This is a genomic window from Crateriforma conspicua, assembly GCF_007752935.1.
GTDB lineage: Bacteria > Planctomycetota > Planctomycetia > Pirellulales > Pirellulaceae > Crateriforma > Crateriforma conspicua.
This window is the reverse complement of the sequence record NZ_CP036319.1, coordinates 6353342-6371860: the sequence shown is the minus strand read 5'-3', so window position 1 is coordinate 6371860 and position 18519 is coordinate 6353342. Positions and strand designations below refer to the sequence as shown.

Sequence of the window (18519 nt, the reverse complement as noted above, 5' to 3'; positions counted from 1 at the left end):
GCGTCCCCGTTGCCACCTTCAACCCACATCCGATCGTCAAGTCCATGAGCTCAGCCCTGACCGATTCCGCCCAGCAACGCGTTTTCAACTTTTCCGCAGGTCCGGCCGCTTTGCCGTTGTCGGTCTTGGAAGAAGTCCGGGATGAACTGGTGTGTTATCCCGGTGCCGGTGCGTCCATTATGGAAATCAGCCACCGGGACAAACGATTTGTCGATCTGTTGCACGATGCCCAGGCGACGCTGCGTCAGTTGCTGGGAATCAGCGACGATTATGAAGTCTTGTTCTTACAGGGCGGTGCGGCGCTGCAGTTTTCGATGATCCCCGCGAATCTGTTGCGAGGCACCGGAAAGACCGCTCAGTACCTGTTGACCGGATCGTGGGGCAAAAAGGCGATCAAGGAAGCCAAGAAGGAAGGGGCTGCCGAATCGATCTATGACGCCGGCGAAACCAATTACGATCGACTGCCCGCGGCCGGTGATTATCAGGTCGCCGACGATGCGGCGTATCTGTACTACTGCAGCAATGAAACCATCCAAGGCGTCCAGTTCACCGACGAACCGGCATGTCCCGATTCGGTCCCCTTGGTCAGCGACGCGTCCAGCGATTTTCTGTGTCGCCCCTTGGACATTTCCAAATACGGGCTGTTGTATGCGTGTGCCCAAAAGAATGCCGGGCCGGCCGGCGTCACCGTTGTCGTCGTTCGCAAAGATTTGCTGCAACGCAGCCCTGCGGATCTGCCGGGTTACCTGAACTACAACAACCACGCCGAAGCCGATTCGGAATGGAACACCCCACCGACCTTCGCCATCTACGTCCTTGGCAAAATCGCCAAGTGGTTGCGGGATGACATCGGCGGCTTGGATGCCATGCTACAGCAGAATCAAGAAAAGTCTCAAACGCTGTATCAGGTGATCGACCAAAGCAACGGTTTCTATCGCGGTCACGCCCAGACCGAGGCGCGTTCACTGATGAACGTGACATTCAATTTGCCCAACGATGATCTGCAGGCCAGTTTCATCGCCGAAGCCGCTAAGCATGATTTGACGGCTTTGAAGGGACACCGCAGCGTCGGCGGGATTCGCGCCAGCATCTACAACGCAATGCCGGTGGAAGGTGTGAACACGTTGGCCAACTTCATGAAAGACTTTGCCAAAGCCAACGGCTAATCGCCGGCTTTTTTCCCGGGCGGCCGACCGCCCCATGACCGTCCAAACCGACGGCCAATCAGATCCTTCGGTTCGACGTTGTGCCGCGACCAGGTCGACGTCGATCTGGCGGCCTCTGACGCCCCACGTATGCAACTTTCCACGCAACCGGATCCTTTTCGATGTACAAGATCCTGACCCTGAACAATATCTCCGTCAAAGGCCTCAAGCGTTTGCCGCAGGACCGTTACGAGATCGCATCAGAATTCACCACACCCGATGCCATTCTGTTGCGGTCGTTCAAGATGCACGACATGGAGATCCCCGACACCGTGGCGGCCATCGGTCGGGCCGGGGCAGGGGTCAATAACATTCCGGTCGACAAGATGACCGCTCGAGGTGTTCCCGTGTTCAACGCACCGGGGGCCAATGCGAACGCCGTCAAAGAATTGGTCGTTGCCGGTTTGTTGATGGCGGTGCGAAACATCTATCCAGCGATGCAGTTCGCCGGAACCCTGGAAGGCGATGATGCGAAGATCAGCAAGGAAGTCGAAGCCGGGAAAAAGAACTACGTCGGCAGCGAACTGCCGTCCAAGACGCTGGGGGTGATTGGTTTGGGGGCCATCGGGGTTCGTGTCGCCAACGCGGCATCAGCCTTGGGAATGAAAGTCGTCGGATACGATCCAAAGATCAGCGTGCAGAGTGCTTGGAAGCTGTCACGCAAAGTCGAACAAGCGGTCAGTCTGGATCACTTGTTCAGCCAGTGCGATTGCATCTCGGTTCACGTGCCATTGATCGATGCGACCAAAGGTCTGGTCAACGCCGAACGCATCGCCATGATGCCCGCCGGCGGTGTGATCGTGAACTTGGCCCGCGGCGGCATCTGTGATGACGATGCCGTGCTTGCGGCTTTGGACAGCGGGCATCTGCAATCGTACGTGATCGACTTTCCGACCGGTCAGTTGTTGCAACACAAAAAGGTCATCTCGTTTCCCCACTTGGGCGCATCCACCGAAGAGGCCGAAGAAAACTGTGCGATCATGGTTGCCGATCAAGTTCGCGAGTATTTGGAAGACGGTACGATTCGCAATTCGGTCAATTTCCCCGAAGCCGTCATGCCGCGTGGCAGTGGTAAACGGATCACCGTTGCCAACAACAACGTGCCCAACATGGTTGGACAAATCTCCACCATCTTGGCCGACGCCGGGCTGAACATTGCCGACCTGTTAAACAAGTCACGTGGGGATGCCGCGTACACCATCATCGACGTGGATGGCGACGTCGCCGATTCCGTCATTCAGTCGATTCGCGACATCGATGGTGTGTTAAGCGTGCGTTTGTTGGGCTAATTCGTTCCGATCGGACAAAGTCGTACCGGGGTCTTCGACGACGCCGGCCGATGGCGTTATCATCGACGCAGCCGAGCCATCTTGGGCAACAGGGTCGTCATCGATCCGGGTGGGCTAGGCACCGATGCGGCGAATTTGACCCCACAAGGCGATGCGATGAATGACCAACCTGTGATTTCGACAACACCTCTGTTGGTGATGGGGATTGTTCTGGCGGTCATGGGGGGCGTCGCGATTGCCGCGCCAGCCATCGCCGGTACCGCCGTCGTTCTTCTGATTGGTTCGTTGATGCTTCTGGCGGGAATCGCGCAAGTGGTCGCCGCGATTCAGGTCAAAGGTTGGTCCGACAAATTGCCGATGATCATCCTGGGGGCAATCACCGCGATCGCCGGTTTGGGAGTGTTGGCGCATCCGCTTCTGGGGCTCAGTTTCCTAGCCTTGTTGTTGACGATCTTTTTTGTCGTCGAAGGCGTTTGGAAAATCGTGGCTTCGTTCCGCTTTCGTCCCGCGACCGGTTGGATCGCTCTGTTGATCAGTGGCCTATTGACCCTGGCTTTGGGCATCATGATTTGGATGCAGTGGCCGCTGTCTGGACTATGGGCGACCGGAGTGCTGGTCGGTGTCAATTTGTTGTTCACCGGTGTTTCGCTGATCGGGCTTGCGATGACGTTGAAGCAAGCCGGCCAAGCGGTGCGGTCAACGATCGACGCATCGTAGTGCCAGATACGGCACTAGGTTGAAGCCAAGTATCAACAGCTTGTATCCGGCCAAGAACGAAAAATACATCACCGACAACGTTGCTTCGGTCAAGCCGAACCAACGGGAATGCAGGGATGCAATCATTCCCCCGGCTGCCAATAAAATGCCGGTCGCAAGCGTCAGCATGCCAAAGTTCAACAGCGTGCAGACGCCAAGGAAACGTCGCAGAGTCTTCAGGTCCGTGATGGATCGACCGGTCGTCATTGGTCGCTTGCTTGGTTTTCGGGAACTTGATCGCTGATTTGCCGGATCGGCGTCAGTTGGACCTTGCGAAATTCGACCTCGCTGCCTTCGGCCTGCAGAGCGATCTGGCCTTGCTCGGCCGTGCAATCAAAGCCTTCGTTGACCAGGTCGCCGTTGACCCAGACCTTGACCTGGTCGTCGGCACATTCCACGACCATTCGGTTCCATTGCCCCAGCGGCTTTTCCGAACCGTCGGTCAAATTCAAGATGCGTCGGCTTTGCCCCTGCTTGCCGCCCCAGGTCGACGGATCCCCCGGTCGTCGCGACGCCATGTCGCTGACGACGATGTTTTCGTGGATGCACCAAAAGTCGCCCGCGTTTTCATGCATCATCTGCACTTCGATGGACTGCGGAAACATCTTGTACAGCGCCCTGGGAGTGGACGCGTGAACCAGCACGCCACAGTTACCCGGTTTGCCCGCAAAGCGATATTCGACCTCTAGCCGATAATCGGAATACGATTGGTCGGTGATCAGGTGACCACGGGGCGTGCCCATGCTGACCAATTTGCCGTCACGGACGACAAATGATGGCTGGATGTCAGGGTTGTCGTCCGCATCGGGGACATCGACGTGCCAACCGGTCAGGTCTTTACCGTTGAACAAGTCCTTGGCCGTGCCAGTTGCCGATGAATCGTCGCCAAGCGTCGCCGTGGGCAGCAGCAAGCCGAAGGTCGTCAGTAGAAAAGGGTAAACCGCGAAAGATTGGATGGCACGTCGCATAGGTGTGATGCATGAATGGGGCGCGGATGCGAAAGACTTGGCAAACGGCCAAAGTCAAACACTCATCATACCCCCGTGCCGGTCGGTCGGCCGGTGTCAGGAGAATTCCCGCTGATGCTGACGTGTCGTCTCGTCCGTTCGTTATCGTGGCGACGCGACAAACGCACCGATGCGGGGATACATCCGCGCTCCCAGTGTGATTAGCGATCCAGGTGGATACGTTTCGCGGCGATGGTGATCAGATTCATCTCGGGGTTGAACGTGCATTCACCTTCGACGCTCAGCCGGTCGCCCTTGCTGACCCCCAATTCCTTTTGGGCCGTGTGGGCAATCAATTCACCGTCATCGCCCCGCAGTTCTACCAACGCCTTGGTTGCCGATTCGGCACGACGTTTACAGAACGGGCAATTGTTAACGTGTTCCAGCGATCCGTCGCCGTGGCTGGGATCGGGCAATTCGGAGATCAAGAATGCGGCACTATCGGACTGGAACGGATCGTGTTCACCGGCGTAAATGATGCCTTCGATGGCTAGCGATAGTGGTGCGGTGGCGTCTGCGTCCTGCAGCTTTTCCACGGCTTCTTCGATCGACATGGCGTCGGTCAGAGCATTATCGGTCAAGAAATCGCTTTGTACCGCGGTCGGTGTGGACGAATCATTGCATCCGGTCAGCATGACGCAGACGGCCAGGGTGATTGCTGGTGCGACACGCCAAACCCATGGTGCGGTCGTTGAATGCTTCGGCACTGACGAAAGGTTCCTGTGAAAGCGAGGAATCGATTTCATGTTGAACGTCTCCGTTTTGATCATTCGTCGTTCAGGCTGGCTTGTAGCGTCTTCACCGCGGCAGAGATATCGTCTTTGACATCGGAATAGTCCTTGCCCTCCAGTCCATGCAGTTTCGCGTCGATTTCGCTGAAGGCGTCAAACAGGGTGCCGGTCGCCGAGACCACGTCTTCGCTTTGTTCGGACGACTTGGCCAACTTTTCAACATTCTCGATCGCGTACCCGACCTCGTGCAATTCACCGTGGACGGAATCAACATCCCCGTCATCCAGTCCTTCGCCGATGGTTTGTACCAGGGCGATCAGCGACGCCGTGGCGTCCGGGTAATTGTCAGGCAAGGGAGCCGAACCGGACGACGGCAACTGGTCCACGTCCAGCCCGACGGAACTTGGGTCCATCCCATGGTCATGATCGTGATCGTGGTCATGGCCGTGCTCGTCTCCGTGATCGTGGCCGTGTTCGTCGGAGGTATTCGAACCTGAATTACAGCCGGTCAACGCCAAAGTCGCCGTCAACAGCAGGGCAGTGAATCGAAAGGAAAGTCGCATCGCGGTCTCGGTGGTTAAGGTGTGTCAGAACGCTGTCGTTACGGGTACCCGTGCAGGCAGAGGCGAACGATCGATGGTCGCCACTTACGGTGTTTCGGATGCATATTGATTGGCAACGGAATCGATGATGTCGTTCAGGTTCATGGTCGGTCGAAACCCGATCGCATCATGAATCCGTTGCAGATCGGGGACTCGCCGCCGGATGTCTTCAAAGGATTGATCGTACGCATCACTGTAGGATTGAAATTGGATTTCCGACGACGAATTGGTGCGTTCGATGACGCGTTTGGCCAAATCCAGAATGGACACCGGTTGGTCGCTGCCGATGTTGTACACACGACCGCTTGCCGCCGGCGTTTCGATCAACTTCACAACGGCTTGGATGATGTCGTCGACGTGGGCGAAGCATCGGACTTGGTGACCGTCGTCGTGAACAACCAGCGGCCGGCCGGCCAGCGCGGCTTCGACGAACCGAGGCAGAACCATGCCGTAAGCGCCGGTTTGGCGTGGACCCACGACGTTGAAAAAACGACCGACCACGATCGGCAGGCCTTGTTGTTTGACGTGGGCCAGCGCCAGAAATTCATCAATCGCCTTGCTGACGCCATAGCTCCATCGCGGTCGAGTGGTCGCGCCAAAGACCAGGTCGTCTTCTTCGGACCAAGTGTCCTTGGGGTTTTTGCCATACACTTCGCTTGTGCTGGCGATGAAACATGGGACCTGGCGACCACGCTGGGCCATGCTGCCCAGCCGATCCAGGATCAATTGTGTCGGGTAAACATTTCGCTCGATCGTTTGGATCGGCTCTTTGGCGATCAAGGCGACGCCCACCGCAGCGGCTAGGTGAAACACGCGGTCAGAACGGCCCAAAAGCTCCGCGACCAAGGCGACGTCGTCGATGCTACCTTCGATGAAATCCAGACGCGGATGTTCCATGATTCCGCTCAGGTTGTTCTGGCAACCCGTGGACAAGTCATCGACGACAATGACGTCATCACCTCGCCGCAGCAGGTGTTCGGCCAAGTGTGATCCGATGAATCCCGATCCGCCGGTAATCAGTGATGTGGTCATGAGGCAAGCCATTAGGTGCGAAATACGGAAGGGATCTGGCCGCAACCGGCGGCGGACACCGGGCGATCCGCTATTACGCAGCCCGGCGGTGAATCGTTTGGTCAAATCTGGGAGTTTCAGAATGCGCCCGTTGCCCCGGCCGTTCAAGGACGGGGAAGACTTCTGAAAATGATCGCGCAGCGGTGACACCTGACGGCCGCATCGCATCCGCCAGCGGTGTTGATGCGATCGCGGTGATTTGGGTGCTTTGGGCGGGCTGGTCGGTTGAACTTCCGACAGTTTTGCACGACCGCTAGACTAGGGCGGAACAGATTTTTTGGCACGTTGGGAACCGCTGGTCGCGAATCGGCATTGAAGATGCGCAGATCCATTCACCTTGTTCCGTCGATCGTCATGGCCTTGGTGCTGGCGACGGTGGCATCCGAACAAATCGTCGTGGCACAGGACGATGCTGCCGATGCCGCGTCGACCGATGAACAGGCGATGGCGTTGTATGCCGATGCGGCCAATTTTCAAACCGCCGGCGCGGTCAAGTTGGCGATCGAATCGTGGCAGGCTTTCTTGGACCGGTTTCCCGATCACAAGATGGCTTCGGGTGCGGCGCATTATCTGGGCGTCTGTTACATGCAACAGGAAAAGCCCGACTATCAGGCGGCAGCAAAATCGTTTGCCCGGGCCCTGCGGGACAAGACGTACGATTTGCGAGAGGAAAGTCTGTCCAACTTGGGGTGGTGTTTGTACGCGACCGCGGGCCCGGCGCCGGATTGGGATCAAGACAAGTTGCGGCAAGCGATCAGCGTTCTGGGGACGCTGCGAAAGGAGTTTCCCGAAAGCCCTTTCTTGGATCGTGCGGATTACTACACCGCGGAATCCTATTTCGGACTGGGGCAAACTCAAAAAGCGATCGAGTATTTGGATCGTCTGTTGTCGGCCGCAGACGCCAAGGAGTCGCCGCTCCGGTGCGAAGCTTTGTATTCACGTGGGATCGCTTACGAAGGTCAACGTGATTTTGACAAAGCGATCGCGTCCTATCGTCAATTGATCGATGTGTGTGAAGATTCGGGATTGGTCGCCGATGTCCATCTGCGAATGGGCGACATTGCCATTTTGAATGGACAGTTCGGCGATGCCATTGATTCGTTTCAGTTGGCCGAAAATCAGGCGTCCGCCGACCAGGACAAAGCTTACGCGATCTATCGGCACGCCTTTGCATTGGCAAAAAGCAACCAGCCGGGCAAGGCCGCTGAACTGTACGAACGACTGATCCAGGAACACGGCGACAGTTCCTATGCGACCGCTGCCATCCTGGCCTCGGCACAAAGCACCTACCGCAGCGGTAACATCGATCTGGCGTCGCAGCGTTTTGAACGTGTTTTGGAAAAGGGGAATCCTACAGCGGCAACCGAAGCGGCGCATTGGCTGGCGCGAATCGCTTTGTCCGAAAATGACGCCAAGGCTGCCGCGGAAATCGCCCGAAAACAGATCGCCCGAGGAATCGAGGGGGATTTTGGGACCCCATTGCGTCTGGATTTGGCCGATGCCCTTGCGGCTGACCCGACGACGATTGCTCAGGCACGCGACGAATTTGGCGCGATTACAACGGACAATCCAAAGGACCCCTTGGCCCCGCGTGCGTTGTACAACGCCGCGTTTTTTTCGTTGCAATTGGGGGACGTCGAACAGGCGATTCGCCAGGGTGAACAGTTTCTCGATCAGTATTCAGAAGACGAACTGGCCGCCGATGTCAGGTTTGTGGTGGCCGAATCGTTGCTGCGTCAGGGCGATGTCAAACAGGCTGCCCAGCGGTACGAAGAACTGATCAACAGCCAGAAAGATCGCGATAATCCTCAGCGGCCGTTGTGGGTGATCCGTGGGGCAGCATCGATGCAATCGGCCGGTCAAGCGGAGGCCGCGATTGACATGCTGCGACGCGAGGTCGACCGACTGCCCCAGTCGGCGCAAAAAGCGGAAGCTTCCTTGATGATCGGCCAAGCGTTGCTGGCGACCGGAAAGCCGTCCAGCGCCGTTGCCGCGTTTGGGAAAAGCTTGGAATACAACGATCAATGGGCGCGTTCGTCGGAAGCACGTTTGCTGCGTGGCGTGGCGTTTCAAGCGGACGGCAAGTCGGATCAGGCTGCCCAGGTGTGGACAGAACTTTCGGCAGACGACTCGGATCCGCGAATGGCGGATCAGGCGATTTTCAAACTCGGCCAGTTGGCGGCCAACCAAGGGGACCATGCAACCGCGATCGCTGAGTTCGGCAAGATCTTGGACCGAAGGAACGATCCAAATCTTTTGCCCTACGCACAGTACGCCCAGGCACGGTCCTTCATTGCCGACAAACAGCCCGAACGCGCCGAATCGCAATTGGATGCGTGGACCGACGCGTACCCGAATCATTCCTTAAAGGCGGACGTGTTGACTTCGCTGGCATCGGTGAAACGATTGCTGGGCAAGGACGACCAAGCGTCCGAACTGTTGCAACAGGCTGCTTCATCCACGGCGTCGTCGATGACATCGGCTGCGGTGTTGTTCGAATCGGCCATGTTGGACCAGGAAAACGAACGCTATGACGATGCGATTGAGAAGTTTCTGCGGATTCGGTCGGAGCATCCGAACTATGCGGCGTCCGATCGCGTGATGTTTGAACTGGCTTGGTCGTACAAGGAAGCGGATCAAACGCAGCAAGCGGAATCCGAGTTCAAGAATTTTCTGAAGCAGTTTCCTGACAGTCCGCTGGGAGTGGATGCAAAGTATTTCTTGGCCCAGCAGGCCTATCAGCGGGACCAATGGCAGGTCGCGGCGGACCTGTACAGCCAGGCTGCACAGGCGGCGGACGATCCGGAGATGTCCGAAAAGTCGCTGTATCGATTGGGTTGGGCACACTTCAAGGATGGGGATTATGCCGACGCACGCGATGCGTTTTCCCGTCAGGCCGATCAACATCGCGGCGGTGCGTATTTGATGGACGCGTTGATGATGATCGGTGAATGCGATTTCAAACGCAAAGATTTTGATGCGGCCCTGGACAGCTACACCCGTGCCCGAACCCGGATCGAAAACGCGGACGAATCAGCCCAATCTTTGTCCCAGGATGACGAACGACAGGTGCGGGAACTGATTCTGTTGCATGGCGGACAATGCGCAGCCCAGTTGAAACGCTGGGACGAAGCGTTGGATTGGTATCAGGAACTGCGGACACGATTTCCCAACACCGACTATCTGTCTCAGGTCTTCTACGAAATCGCATTCGCGAATCAGCAAAAAGGCGACGTGGATCAGGCGCTGCAGTTTTATGGACAGGTCGCCCAGAAGTACCGAAATTCAGTAGCCGCACGATCACGCTTTATGATGGGCGAGATTCATTTTGAAGCGGGGCGTTTGGACAAAGCCATCGAAGAATTTCAACGAGTCATGTTTGGTTTCGGTGCCGAGAAAGCATCAAAAGGAATCAAGGTTTGGCAGGCCAAAAGTGGGTACGAAGCCGCCCGGTGTAGCGAACGGTTGATGCAGCAGGCTCGCACCGAACAATCCAAAAAGCGGGCCAAAGAAATTGCGGTGCAGTTTTATCGCTATGTCGTAGAAAAACATCCGACGGACGAAATGGCCGAACGGGCCCAACAGCGTCTGAAAACCTTATAGCGTTCAAAATGACTTCGCTAATCACACAACTCTCGTCGCGTTTGAAACGCTGCGTCGGTATCCAGGCCGATGAACGGGCCGATTTAGGCCGGCGTTTGTCCGGCGACCATTGCCGTCCGGCGTTCCTATGCTGGTTACTGCTGTGGGCGGTGGCAGTTCACGGCATCGCGGTGCTGGGCGGTCCATCGACGGGATACGCACAGACGTCCCAGACGCCGATCGTCGACGCATCTGAAATCCAGTCCGTGCTGAATGATGCACCGGAGCCTGAACCCGGCCAGGGCGAATCACCCAGTGGAATTGATTTGCTTTCGCTGATCTTTCGCGGCGGTGTGTTCATGATCCCGATCGCGATCATGAGCTTGTTGGTTGTCACGTTGGCGGTCGAACGCATGTTGACGCTGCGTTCACGCAAAATCATTCCACGTCGTTTGGTGCGTGAATTGCGCACCCAGATGATGGACGACGCAAGCTTTCAGCCATCCAAGGCGTTTTTGACCTGCGAGGAATTCCCTTCGGTGGCTTCACGCGTTGTCAAAGCGATGTTGATGCGGACCGGGGCTCCGGTTGCTGATGCCGAAAGGGCTGCGACCGAAACGGCCCAGCGGGAAGCCGACCGTTACGCTTCACCGATACGCTGGTTGAATTTGGCAGCCGCGGCGACACCGTTGATGGGCTTGTTGGGCACGGTGTGGGGTATGATCGTCGCGTTTCATGAATCGACCACGCTGACCCCCGATCGCAGTCGCAGCGAACAACTTTCCGAAGGGATCTACACGGCTTTGGTGACGACCCTGGCTGGATTGATTGTTGCGATCCCGGCGGCGATCCTGGCCCAGCATTTGGAAAACAAGTTGACGCGTTTGTTTGGGCGTGTCGAACAATTGGCATTTGATTTGGCGCCTGCGCTGAACCGATTCGTCGGCAACACTCAAATGCGACGCGACGGCTCGTTGCACCCGATGGCCGATGCCGCGGGTGATGAATCGACCGGCGGACGTCCGCCCCAGGTCGCAACCGGTTCTGTGGCTGGTCGTACGAAGACCAAGTCACGCGGTGGGATCCAAGCGGGATAGGTGCTGTGGCGGTAAAGATCAAGAAATCGTCGGCCGCCGGGACGCTCAGTTTGACGCCGTTGATTGACGTCGTTTTTCTGTTGCTGATTTTCTTCCTGGTGACCAGCGAGTTCGAGGACGAAGAACGTCGCTTGGACATTGTCCTGCCGACCGCGACCAGTGCGACGCCGATGATCAGTCGGCCTCGTGAAATCATCATTGATGTCGATTCGTCGGGCCAAGTATTTATGCGTGGTGAACCGACCGATTTGGTGAATTTGGAACAGTTGCTGATCAAAGCGGTGGCCGACAATCCGGCGGATCAATCGGTGGTCATCCGGGCGGATCGTGAAGCCAGTTTTCAACCGGTCGTCAGCGTGATGGATGTTTGTAATTCCACCGGCGTTGCTGATTACAGCGTGACCACGCGCGAGGGGCCTGCCGAGTGACCGACGACGGTTTGGGATTCAGCGATGATCCGGTCGACGGTGGTTCGTCCCGGATGTGGCCACTGGACGTGGCCCTGGTCAGTGTGGCGGCGCTGATTCTGTACATCGTCTTTACCCAGCTAAGGTTTGATGATCCACGCTTGGTTCACAACGCGTGGACCTATGCGATCGCGGTCCCGGTGGGGACGTTGGCATTGGCGGTCTTGCTGCACAATGTGGTCAGCCAGAATGTGCAGAAATCGATTCAGCTTGGTTTTCTGACCAGCGTCTTTGTACACCTGTTGTTGCTGTTGGTTGCCGTCCGTTGGGTCATCTTTCCCGCCTATTTTCCCGAGGCATTTCGCGGTGCAAAGTCACAGCGGAATCCGATCCGTAAAACCGTTCCCGAATACGTTTTCGAGGTCACCAAACAAACGCCCGACACACCGGACTGGGCACAGCCGGTGACGGCAACGTCGGCCGATCGGTCGACCCAGGGCGCCGACACCACCCAGCCGGACCCGGGCAAGCGATACACGCCGCCGGTCCCTCTGGCTGATTTGCAACCGGAATCTTCGCAACAGCCATTCGTGCTGCCCCGCGATGCACCGTCCGAAGCACAGCCCAATTTGCAGAACGATCCGTCCACGCCTCCGCGACGTTCCCGCGATGTCGCCCAGACGCCTCCAGTCAGTGCATCGCCGACGGCACCTGATTTAAAGCCGGTTATGCCGGCTCCGGTGCAAGCCGATGTCGCTGAAAGGTCCTTTGCCGATTCGAAGATCCCAAAGCGTCCTGATACGGCCGCGATGCCGATGGCGGACATCCCGCTGCAGCCATCCGATCCCGCTTCGGTGGCATCGCAGCGCGCGGTCGATACGCCGGCGGTGCCACGAACGACGGCCGACTTGGACATGGCGATGCCACGAGTTGCTGAAACTGTGATGACGCCACGCCGCAGTCAACGAATGCGGCCGGACCAACCACTCGGTGCGGTTCCCTCGGCACCATCGGTATCGATAGCACGTTTGATGAACGACCAGTCACGCCGACTTGCACCGGAGCGTTCAACGGCTGAATCAGGTGATCGCCCCAGTCGAAGCCCCGACCTTCGTCAGACGTTTCCGCAGTTGCCTGGCGCGGTTCCAGGAGATCCGATGGTCATGCAATCGGAACCCTTGCTGGCGGGGCCGCGACGCAGCGATTCGCCTGAATTGCCCAAAGTGACTGACAACGGCGCGGCGTCGCACCGTTTGGCCACGCCTGTGCCGCGTCAATCGGCCACGGTCGACGTCGCGGGATCCGCGGTGGACATCCCCAACGTTTCCCCGAAGGACCCTGGTGAAGCATCGTCCCAGTCATTCGCTGCACGTGATCAGATCAACGAACCGATGACCCGTCGGGCTCCATCGACGTTGGCGGCGCCGACGGGGTTGCCGGGGCCACCGATGCCCGCGCCGGCCACGTTGCCCGGGTTGCCGATGCCATCGCCTGCGATGGACGCGACGCCGATGGGCGGTGGACTGGACCAGCCTTTGATCGCATCACTGGATACGATGCGTCGCCCCCGACGTCGCGTTGATAGTGGTGGCCCCATTCCACCGGCCGGCAGCCAAGTTCAACCCGTCAAACCGTTCGATCGTCGGACGCAACGAACCGATTCGTCCGCGCCACCCACGGCGGCGGGAATGGTTGGTCCGGAAACGGAAGAAGCGATTGAACGTGGGTTGGCATTTCTGGCCGAACTGCAAAACGAAAACGGCAGTTGGTCGCTTCAAGGACATGGTGAAGACGTGATCTTGCGTAGCGACACTGCCGCCACCGGGCTTTGCTTGTTGGCCTTTCAAGGTGCCGGGTACACGCACAAGCAACACCAGTATGCCGGTGTTGTCGCCAAGGGATTGCAGTTTTTGCGTAATGTTCAGCGGACCAACGGTGATCTTTACAAATCCGAAGATCCGGTCAGCAATCGCAACGTGGCTTTGTACAGTCACGGAATCGCCGCGTTGGCGTTAAGTGAAGCGTTTGGGATGACTCAAGATCCCGAGCTGCGCGAACCCGCGCAGATGGCACTGGATTACATTGCCGCGACCCAGCACCGGCGCCGTGGCGGCTGGCGGTACACGCCGCAAGTCAGTGCCGACACCAGCGTGACGGGCTGGATGATGATGGCCTTGAAAAGCGGTGAACTGGCCGGCTTGGATGTAAATCCGGACGCGTATGCAGGGATCCGCCGTTGGCTGGGTTACGCGCGGCAAGATGCGGATCGCGAAGACCGCTATCGTTATGACCCTTTCGCCCCGGACACGCCCGCCCAGCGACACGGCAGGTTTGTGACACCGACGATGACCAGTGTCGGCATTTTGATGCGGATGTATTTGGGGTGGAGCCGTAATCGCGAAGAGATGAAATCCGCTGCGGAATACCTGCTGCAGTACCCACCACAGATCGGGACGCCGCGGTCCCCACAACGCGATACCTATTATTGGTACTACGCCACCCAAGTCATGTTTCATATGGGCGGTGATTATTGGGAACGTTGGAATCGTTCGCTGAACCCCGTCTTGTTGTCAGGGCAGGTCAAACGCGGCGCCAACGCCGGTAGCTGGGATCCGAACTTGCCGGTCGCTGATCGTTGGGCACCGCATGCGGGACGCTTGTACGTCACGACGATGAACTTGTTGAATCTAGAAGTCTACTATCGGCATCTGCCGATTTACGAAGACACCGCAAAGTAAGGCGGCGACGCAAAGCAGAACTTGCGGTGGCCACCTCGGGGCGTCGTTGTCGCACAGGGCCGGTTTGTCACGTGACCGGCGTGTGGTTGCTCCAGCGTCAACGGCCGATCGGCCAGCGTCTAGAATGTTCCTTGGTGGTTTTTTTGCGCCCCCCACCGGCAAACATTCCAGACCGAGCACAACGATGGCCAAAGAAAGACGGCTTGTCTTACCCGATCGACGAAACGTCAGCGAATTTCCCTCACGACGCATCGCCGACCCGAAAGGTGCAGCGGTGTTGCTGGGGATTGTTTTGGCTTTTCTGCCACGTGTGCATGCGGAATCCATTTGGATCGAAGGCGAGCAGCCTGAATCGTCAGACGTACGGCACCATGGTTGGTACGACGGCGTGGATGCGGATCTGCTGTCCGGCGGAGATTGGCTGTCGCATTTCGGCGGTCAGGTCGCAACCGCAAGCTACAACGTTCGGGTTACCAAGCCAGCGACGTATACCATTTGGGCACGGATCAATCCGACCAAGTCGTCATTGGCGATTGCCTGGGACGATCAAGCCTGGCAAAGCATCCCGACTAAAAATGCCAAGCATGTGGTCAATGTCGCCAAAGATGGTGCCGTCGATTTGCGATTCGTCGGGTGGTTGCGCTTGGGCCAGCGAAGCTTGTCGAAGGGAACGTCAACGCTGCGGTTTCGATTCGATAGCAAGAATCAAAATCACGGGGCAATCGACGCCATCTTTTTGACCGACGAAGGTTTGTCGCCGGTGGGCAAAGGCAATCCCGCCGAAGAGGGCAAATTGCATCATCCCGGCTATTTCGCTTGGTCACCGGGGACCGATCCGTTGCGGGAAGATTCACCGATTGATTTGCGGCGGTTGAATGAGACCGTTGCTGGTGAAAGCGGATTTGTTCGACGCGATGGGGATCGATTTGTCACCGGGGCTGACGAGCCGATTCGCTTTTGGGCGGTGCAAAATGGGCTGGGCAAAGACCCGGCACAGTACGAACGCCGCGCCCGCCGGTTGGCGAAATACGGCGTCAATCTGGTCCGCATGGGCAGCGGAGAATTCTTTCGTGTCTGGCGTCAGGATCCCGATCAAATGCGAACCTTGGTCGATGACTTGCACCTGCGTATTGCGGCGCTGCGAAAGGCTGGCATTTATACCTACATCGATCACCTTTATTGGCACACCCACCACCCGATTCGTGAAGCCGATTTTCCGGGTTTCGGTGACGGCGAAAATGCCATCGCATTGATGTTCTTTGAAAATCAATTTCAAGACGCTTACCGCCAGTTCTTGATTGATTTTATGCGCACGCCGAACCGCCATACCGGTTTGTCGATGGCGGATGACCCGGCGGTGGCATTTCTGGAAATCCAGAACGAAAGCAGCTTGTTGTTTTACACCTTCAGTCCCTCGCGTTTTCCCGAATCCGAACGTGCCTTGGTCGAACAGCGATTTGGTGACTGGTTGACAGCCAAGTACGGCGATCTGGTATCGGCACAGAAGTCTTGGCAAACCAGCCCGAGGCCGAACGGAAACGGATTGCAGGATCCACGTGCCGGTAAGCCCACACCGGATCAGTGGGACGTCGGTCGTGTTGGGCTGTATTCGGCCGGCACCTTGTCCGGCGCCGACTGGGCGGTGCAGCAACGCAACCAACGTCGCGCGACCGATCAATTGCAATTCATGGTCGAATCGCAACAGGCGTTTTATCAATCCATGCGACAGTCGCTGCGCTCCGCCGGGGTGAAGCAAATGATTGTGCCAAGCAATTGGAAGACGGCGGATCCTAAGGTGTTGGATGCTTTGGAACGTCACACCTATACCGCCGGCGATGTCGTGTGTCGCAATAGCTACTTTGGCGTCGATTATGCCAAAGACGGCCAGCAAAAATTTTATGAGATCGAAGTCGGTGACACCTATCGCGACGGCAGTGCGCTAAAGCGTCCGGGCTTGCCCTCGCCGCTGGGGACTCCGTTGGTCAAGGGCTATCCGTTCATGGTGACAGAAAATAATTGGACACGGCCCAATCGCTACCGTGTGGAGTGGCCGTTGATGATTGCCAGCTATGCGTCGCTTCAAGGCATCGATGGTTGGACGTTCTTCGCAATGGAAGACGTCGATTGGCGGCACTCCATGGGTGTTTGGGATCTTAGCAATCCATCCATCTTGGGGCAGTTTCCCGCTACGGCGCTGATGTTTCGGCGTGGCGATGTTCGCACTGCGACCGAACCCGTGGTCGATGAATCGGTGGCACTGGACGATGCGTATCAAATGAAGGGCACATCCGCGGTACCGCTGCGGGGGTCTGACGCGTTGTGGCAGGCCAGGATCGGCCGACTGGAAGGCGGGCAGCCGAAACAGGCCGACGGCCAAACCGATCAGCCATCGGTGGATCCATTGGCCTATTTCGTCGGACCGGTGGTGCAGTCGTTGGGCGATGGTCCCTCCACGTTACGATCAGCGTCACTTTCACGATACATTGATCGCGATCAACAGATCGTTCGCAGTGTGACAGGTCAGTTGTCTTGGAATGCCGGTGTCGGGGTGATGACCGTGAACACGCCGCGGGCCCAGGGGGCTTGGGGATTCTTGCAAGATGCCGGGACGATCCGGTTGAATGACGTCGCCATCGATTCGCGAAACGCGTACGGCAGTGTGCTGGTGATCTCGCTTGATGGCATGCCCTTGGCCCAGTCAGCAAAGATCTTGGTGCAAACCGGAACCTGGGATCAGCCCTACGGATTTGAAACCGAATCGGTGGGTGAATATCAACGAATCACCAAGCTGGGTGGATACCCGACGAATGTTCGCGAAGTCGACGCCACGGTTCACTTTAAACGACCGTTGAAGCAAGCCCGTGTGTTAGATGGCAACGGCGACTGGCAGGATCGCAGCGTTCCGGTGACCGAGATGAAGTGGGGACGTTCCGTTCAACTTCCCGCCGACGCCATTTACACCGTTGTGCAATGATCTCACACGATCGTTCAATTCCGGCCGACTGACGCCGGCTACTGGGCGGCCGATCGGCTGCCATAGGGGCTGGCGGTGATCTTTTGGTCGGCAGCCAACGGACGTGCGGCCGTGGCGAAGCCTTTGGCGTACAGGTGCTCTTTCAGTTTTCGAAACGCCCGGTAACTGTCCGGATAGACCCAGATCGTGACGGTGGTGGTGGCCGGATCTCGACCTGCGAGTTCGATGTCCAACTGGCTGCGTCCCGACAGGATCACGTCCATGGATTGGCCGAATGGTTCTTCGACGGGTTCAAAGACGAACCGCACCGGCCGGATCTCCGTGGCCATTGCCACACGCCCGCCGCGGGAGGTCAGCCCGCGATTCTTTTCAAATTCATAGCGGCATAGATAGCCACGCACCGGTCCGACCACACTGTTTTGCCGGCCTTCGCGTTTGCCTGCGAACGCCAGTTTCAGATCGCGTTCCAACTGACGCAGCAGGCCATCCAGAGGGATTACCGATAGCTGGTTGCCTTTCAGTCGAAAGTGGACCTCGTCCCCAAAAACCGTCTTGGCCATGGGGGTTGGTAGGTGGGCAATTTGCACCGTCGGCGTGTCGACATTTTCCAGTCGTTCACGTTCGCCACGCACGCTTGCCAATTGGGCTTCCAGTTTCTGTTTGCTGGACCAGCGTGCGGCCTGCTGCACTTTGGCTTGGTCCAGATCGGCCTTCATTTCTTCCCAGGCCGATTCCGCTTCGGAAACAAGGTCCAGCAGCATGCCGCGTTTCTGTCGTTGGGCATCCAGTTTGGCTTCGTACAGCTTGATCGATGCTTCCAAACGATCCGAATCCGCTTGGGCCGATGCCGCTTTCATGGCGTACTGGGCCAACGTCGACATCTGATCGTCCGTTGCCATCTCTTGCACCGGAGCAGGGTCGGCTTCGTCCAATACTTGCTTGGACTGGCTTCCCAGAACGACCACCAAAATGATCAGGATTCCCACCAAGTTTGCGACGATGTCCAAGAAGGCATCGTGTCCCATTTCGGGGCCGCTGTTTCGTCGTTTCGTCGACATGA

General features: G+C 57.5%; 14 protein-coding genes. 8 read left to right on the top strand and 6 right to left on the bottom strand.

The window, feature by feature from the left end; genetic code table 11:
- The first annotated feature begins 44 nt into the window (after window positions 1-44).
- From serC to Mal65_RS23280, 3 genes are all read left to right on the top strand, one after another.
- Window positions 45-1166 carry a 3-phosphoserine/phosphohydroxythreonine transaminase gene (serC, locus tag Mal65_RS23290; RefSeq protein WP_145303324.1) on the top strand — a complete coding sequence of 374 codons (1122 nt, stop codon included), beginning with the start codon at window positions 45-47 and terminating at the stop codon, window positions 1164-1166.
- A 161-nt stretch (window positions 1167-1327) separates the two neighbouring features.
- Entirely contained in the window at window positions 1328-2494 is a 1167-nt protein-coding gene (locus Mal65_RS23285; RefSeq protein WP_145303321.1) for a phosphoglycerate dehydrogenase, read from the top strand.
- Between the two features lie 156 nt (window positions 2495-2650).
- Window positions 2651-3211, top strand: coding sequence for an HdeD family acid-resistance protein (locus Mal65_RS23280; protein ID WP_145303318.1), 561 nt, complete (start codon window positions 2651-2653; stop codon window positions 3209-3211).
- Here the strand turns inward: Mal65_RS23280 and Mal65_RS23275 are convergent.
- The 5 genes from Mal65_RS23275 to Mal65_RS23255 form a co-directional block, all read right to left on the bottom strand.
- Window positions 3191-3457, bottom strand: coding sequence for a DUF6868 family protein (locus Mal65_RS23275; RefSeq protein ID WP_145303317.1), 267 nt, complete (start codon window positions 3455-3457; stop codon window positions 3191-3193). The two genes, Mal65_RS23280 and Mal65_RS23275, sit on opposite strands and share 21 nt — an antisense overlap.
- Window positions 3454-4218, bottom strand: a complete 765-nt coding sequence (locus Mal65_RS23270) for a 3-keto-disaccharide hydrolase (protein WP_145303314.1) — start codon at window positions 4216-4218, stop codon at window positions 3454-3456. Before Mal65_RS23270 ends, Mal65_RS23275 begins: the two co-directional genes overlap by 4 nt.
- Before the next feature lie 200 nt (window positions 4219-4418).
- Window positions 4419-4964 (bottom strand): hypothetical protein, encoded by a 546-nt coding sequence (locus Mal65_RS23265; RefSeq protein ID WP_145303310.1) that lies wholly within the window; start codon window positions 4962-4964, stop codon window positions 4419-4421.
- A 59-nt stretch (window positions 4965-5023) separates the two neighbouring features.
- A complete protein-coding gene (locus tag Mal65_RS23260) occupies window positions 5024-5551 on the bottom strand; it encodes a hypothetical protein (protein ID WP_145303307.1) in 528 nt (175 codons plus the stop codon).
- Between the two features lie 84 nt (window positions 5552-5635).
- Entirely contained in the window at window positions 5636-6622 is a 987-nt protein-coding gene (locus tag Mal65_RS23255) for an NAD-dependent epimerase/dehydratase family protein (protein ID WP_145303304.1), read from the bottom strand.
- A gap of 357 nt (window positions 6623-6979) precedes the next feature.
- On the opposite strand from Mal65_RS23255, the gene Mal65_RS23250 reads away from it, so the two are divergent.
- The 5 genes from Mal65_RS23250 to Mal65_RS23230 all read left to right on the top strand — a co-directional run bounded on the left by Mal65_RS23250 (window position 6980) and on the right by Mal65_RS23230 (window position 17459).
- Window positions 6980-10264, top strand: a complete 3285-nt coding sequence (locus tag Mal65_RS23250; RefSeq protein WP_145303301.1) for a tetratricopeptide repeat protein — start codon at window positions 6980-6982, stop codon at window positions 10262-10264.
- Between the two features lie 8 nt (window positions 10265-10272).
- Entirely contained in the window at window positions 10273-11340 is a 1068-nt protein-coding gene (locus Mal65_RS23245) for a MotA/TolQ/ExbB proton channel family protein (protein ID WP_145303298.1), read from the top strand.
- Window positions 11341-11345: 5 nt separating this feature from the next.
- The gene (locus Mal65_RS23240) at window positions 11346-11768 is read left to right on the top strand and encodes an ExbD/TolR family protein (protein ID WP_145303295.1); all 423 of its coding nucleotides are present in this window, start codon (window positions 11346-11348) and stop codon (window positions 11766-11768) included.
- Window positions 11765-14485, top strand: coding sequence for a prenyltransferase/squalene oxidase repeat-containing protein (locus tag Mal65_RS23235; RefSeq protein ID WP_196784394.1), 2721 nt, complete (start codon window positions 11765-11767; stop codon window positions 14483-14485). The genes Mal65_RS23240 and Mal65_RS23235 overlap by 4 nt, the downstream gene beginning before the upstream one ends.
- A gap of 184 nt (window positions 14486-14669) precedes the next feature.
- Window positions 14670-17459: a hypothetical protein gene (locus tag Mal65_RS23230; protein WP_145303292.1), complete on the top strand. Its 2790-nt coding sequence runs from the start codon at window positions 14670-14672 to the stop codon at window positions 17457-17459.
- Window positions 17460-17497: 38 nt separating this feature from the next.
- Here Mal65_RS23230 and Mal65_RS23225 read toward each other — a convergent pair whose 3' ends face one another.
- Window positions 17498-18517, bottom strand: a complete 1020-nt coding sequence (locus Mal65_RS23225; protein WP_145303289.1) for a hypothetical protein — start codon at window positions 18515-18517, stop codon at window positions 17498-17500.
- Window positions 18518-18519 lie beyond the last annotated feature (2 nt).

Bases quoted from the DNA above. Each gene is read 5' to 3' on its own strand.
- serC (WP_145303324.1), top strand. From the start codon at position 45: ATGAGCTCAGCCCTGACCGATTCCGCCCAGCAACGCGTTTTCAACTTT.
- Mal65_RS23285 (WP_145303321.1), top strand. From the start codon at position 1,328: ATGTACAAGATCCTGACCCTGAACAATATCTCCGTCAAAGGCCTCAAG.
- Mal65_RS23280 (WP_145303318.1), top strand. From the start codon at position 2,651: ATGAATGACCAACCTGTGATTTCGACAACACCTCTGTTGGTGATGGGG.
- Mal65_RS23275 (WP_145303317.1), bottom strand. From the start codon at position 3,457: ATGACGACCGGTCGATCCATCACGGACCTGAAGACTCTGCGACGTTTC.
- Mal65_RS23270 (WP_145303314.1), bottom strand. From the start codon at position 4,218: ATGCGACGTGCCATCCAATCTTTCGCGGTTTACCCTTTTCTACTGACG.
- Mal65_RS23260 (WP_145303307.1), bottom strand. From the start codon at position 5,551: ATGCGACTTTCCTTTCGATTCACTGCCCTGCTGTTGACGGCGACTTTG.
- Mal65_RS23255 (WP_145303304.1), bottom strand. From the start codon at position 6,622: ATGACCACATCACTGATTACCGGCGGATCGGGATTCATCGGATCACAC.
- Mal65_RS23250 (WP_145303301.1), top strand. From the start codon at position 6,980: ATGCGCAGATCCATTCACCTTGTTCCGTCGATCGTCATGGCCTTGGTG.
- Mal65_RS23245 (WP_145303298.1), top strand. From the start codon at position 10,273: ATGACTTCGCTAATCACACAACTCTCGTCGCGTTTGAAACGCTGCGTC.
- Mal65_RS23230 (WP_145303292.1), top strand. From the start codon at position 14,670: ATGGCCAAAGAAAGACGGCTTGTCTTACCCGATCGACGAAACGTCAGC.
- Mal65_RS23225 (WP_145303289.1), bottom strand. From the start codon at position 18,517: ATGTCGACGAAACGACGAAACAGCGGCCCCGAAATGGGACACGATGCC.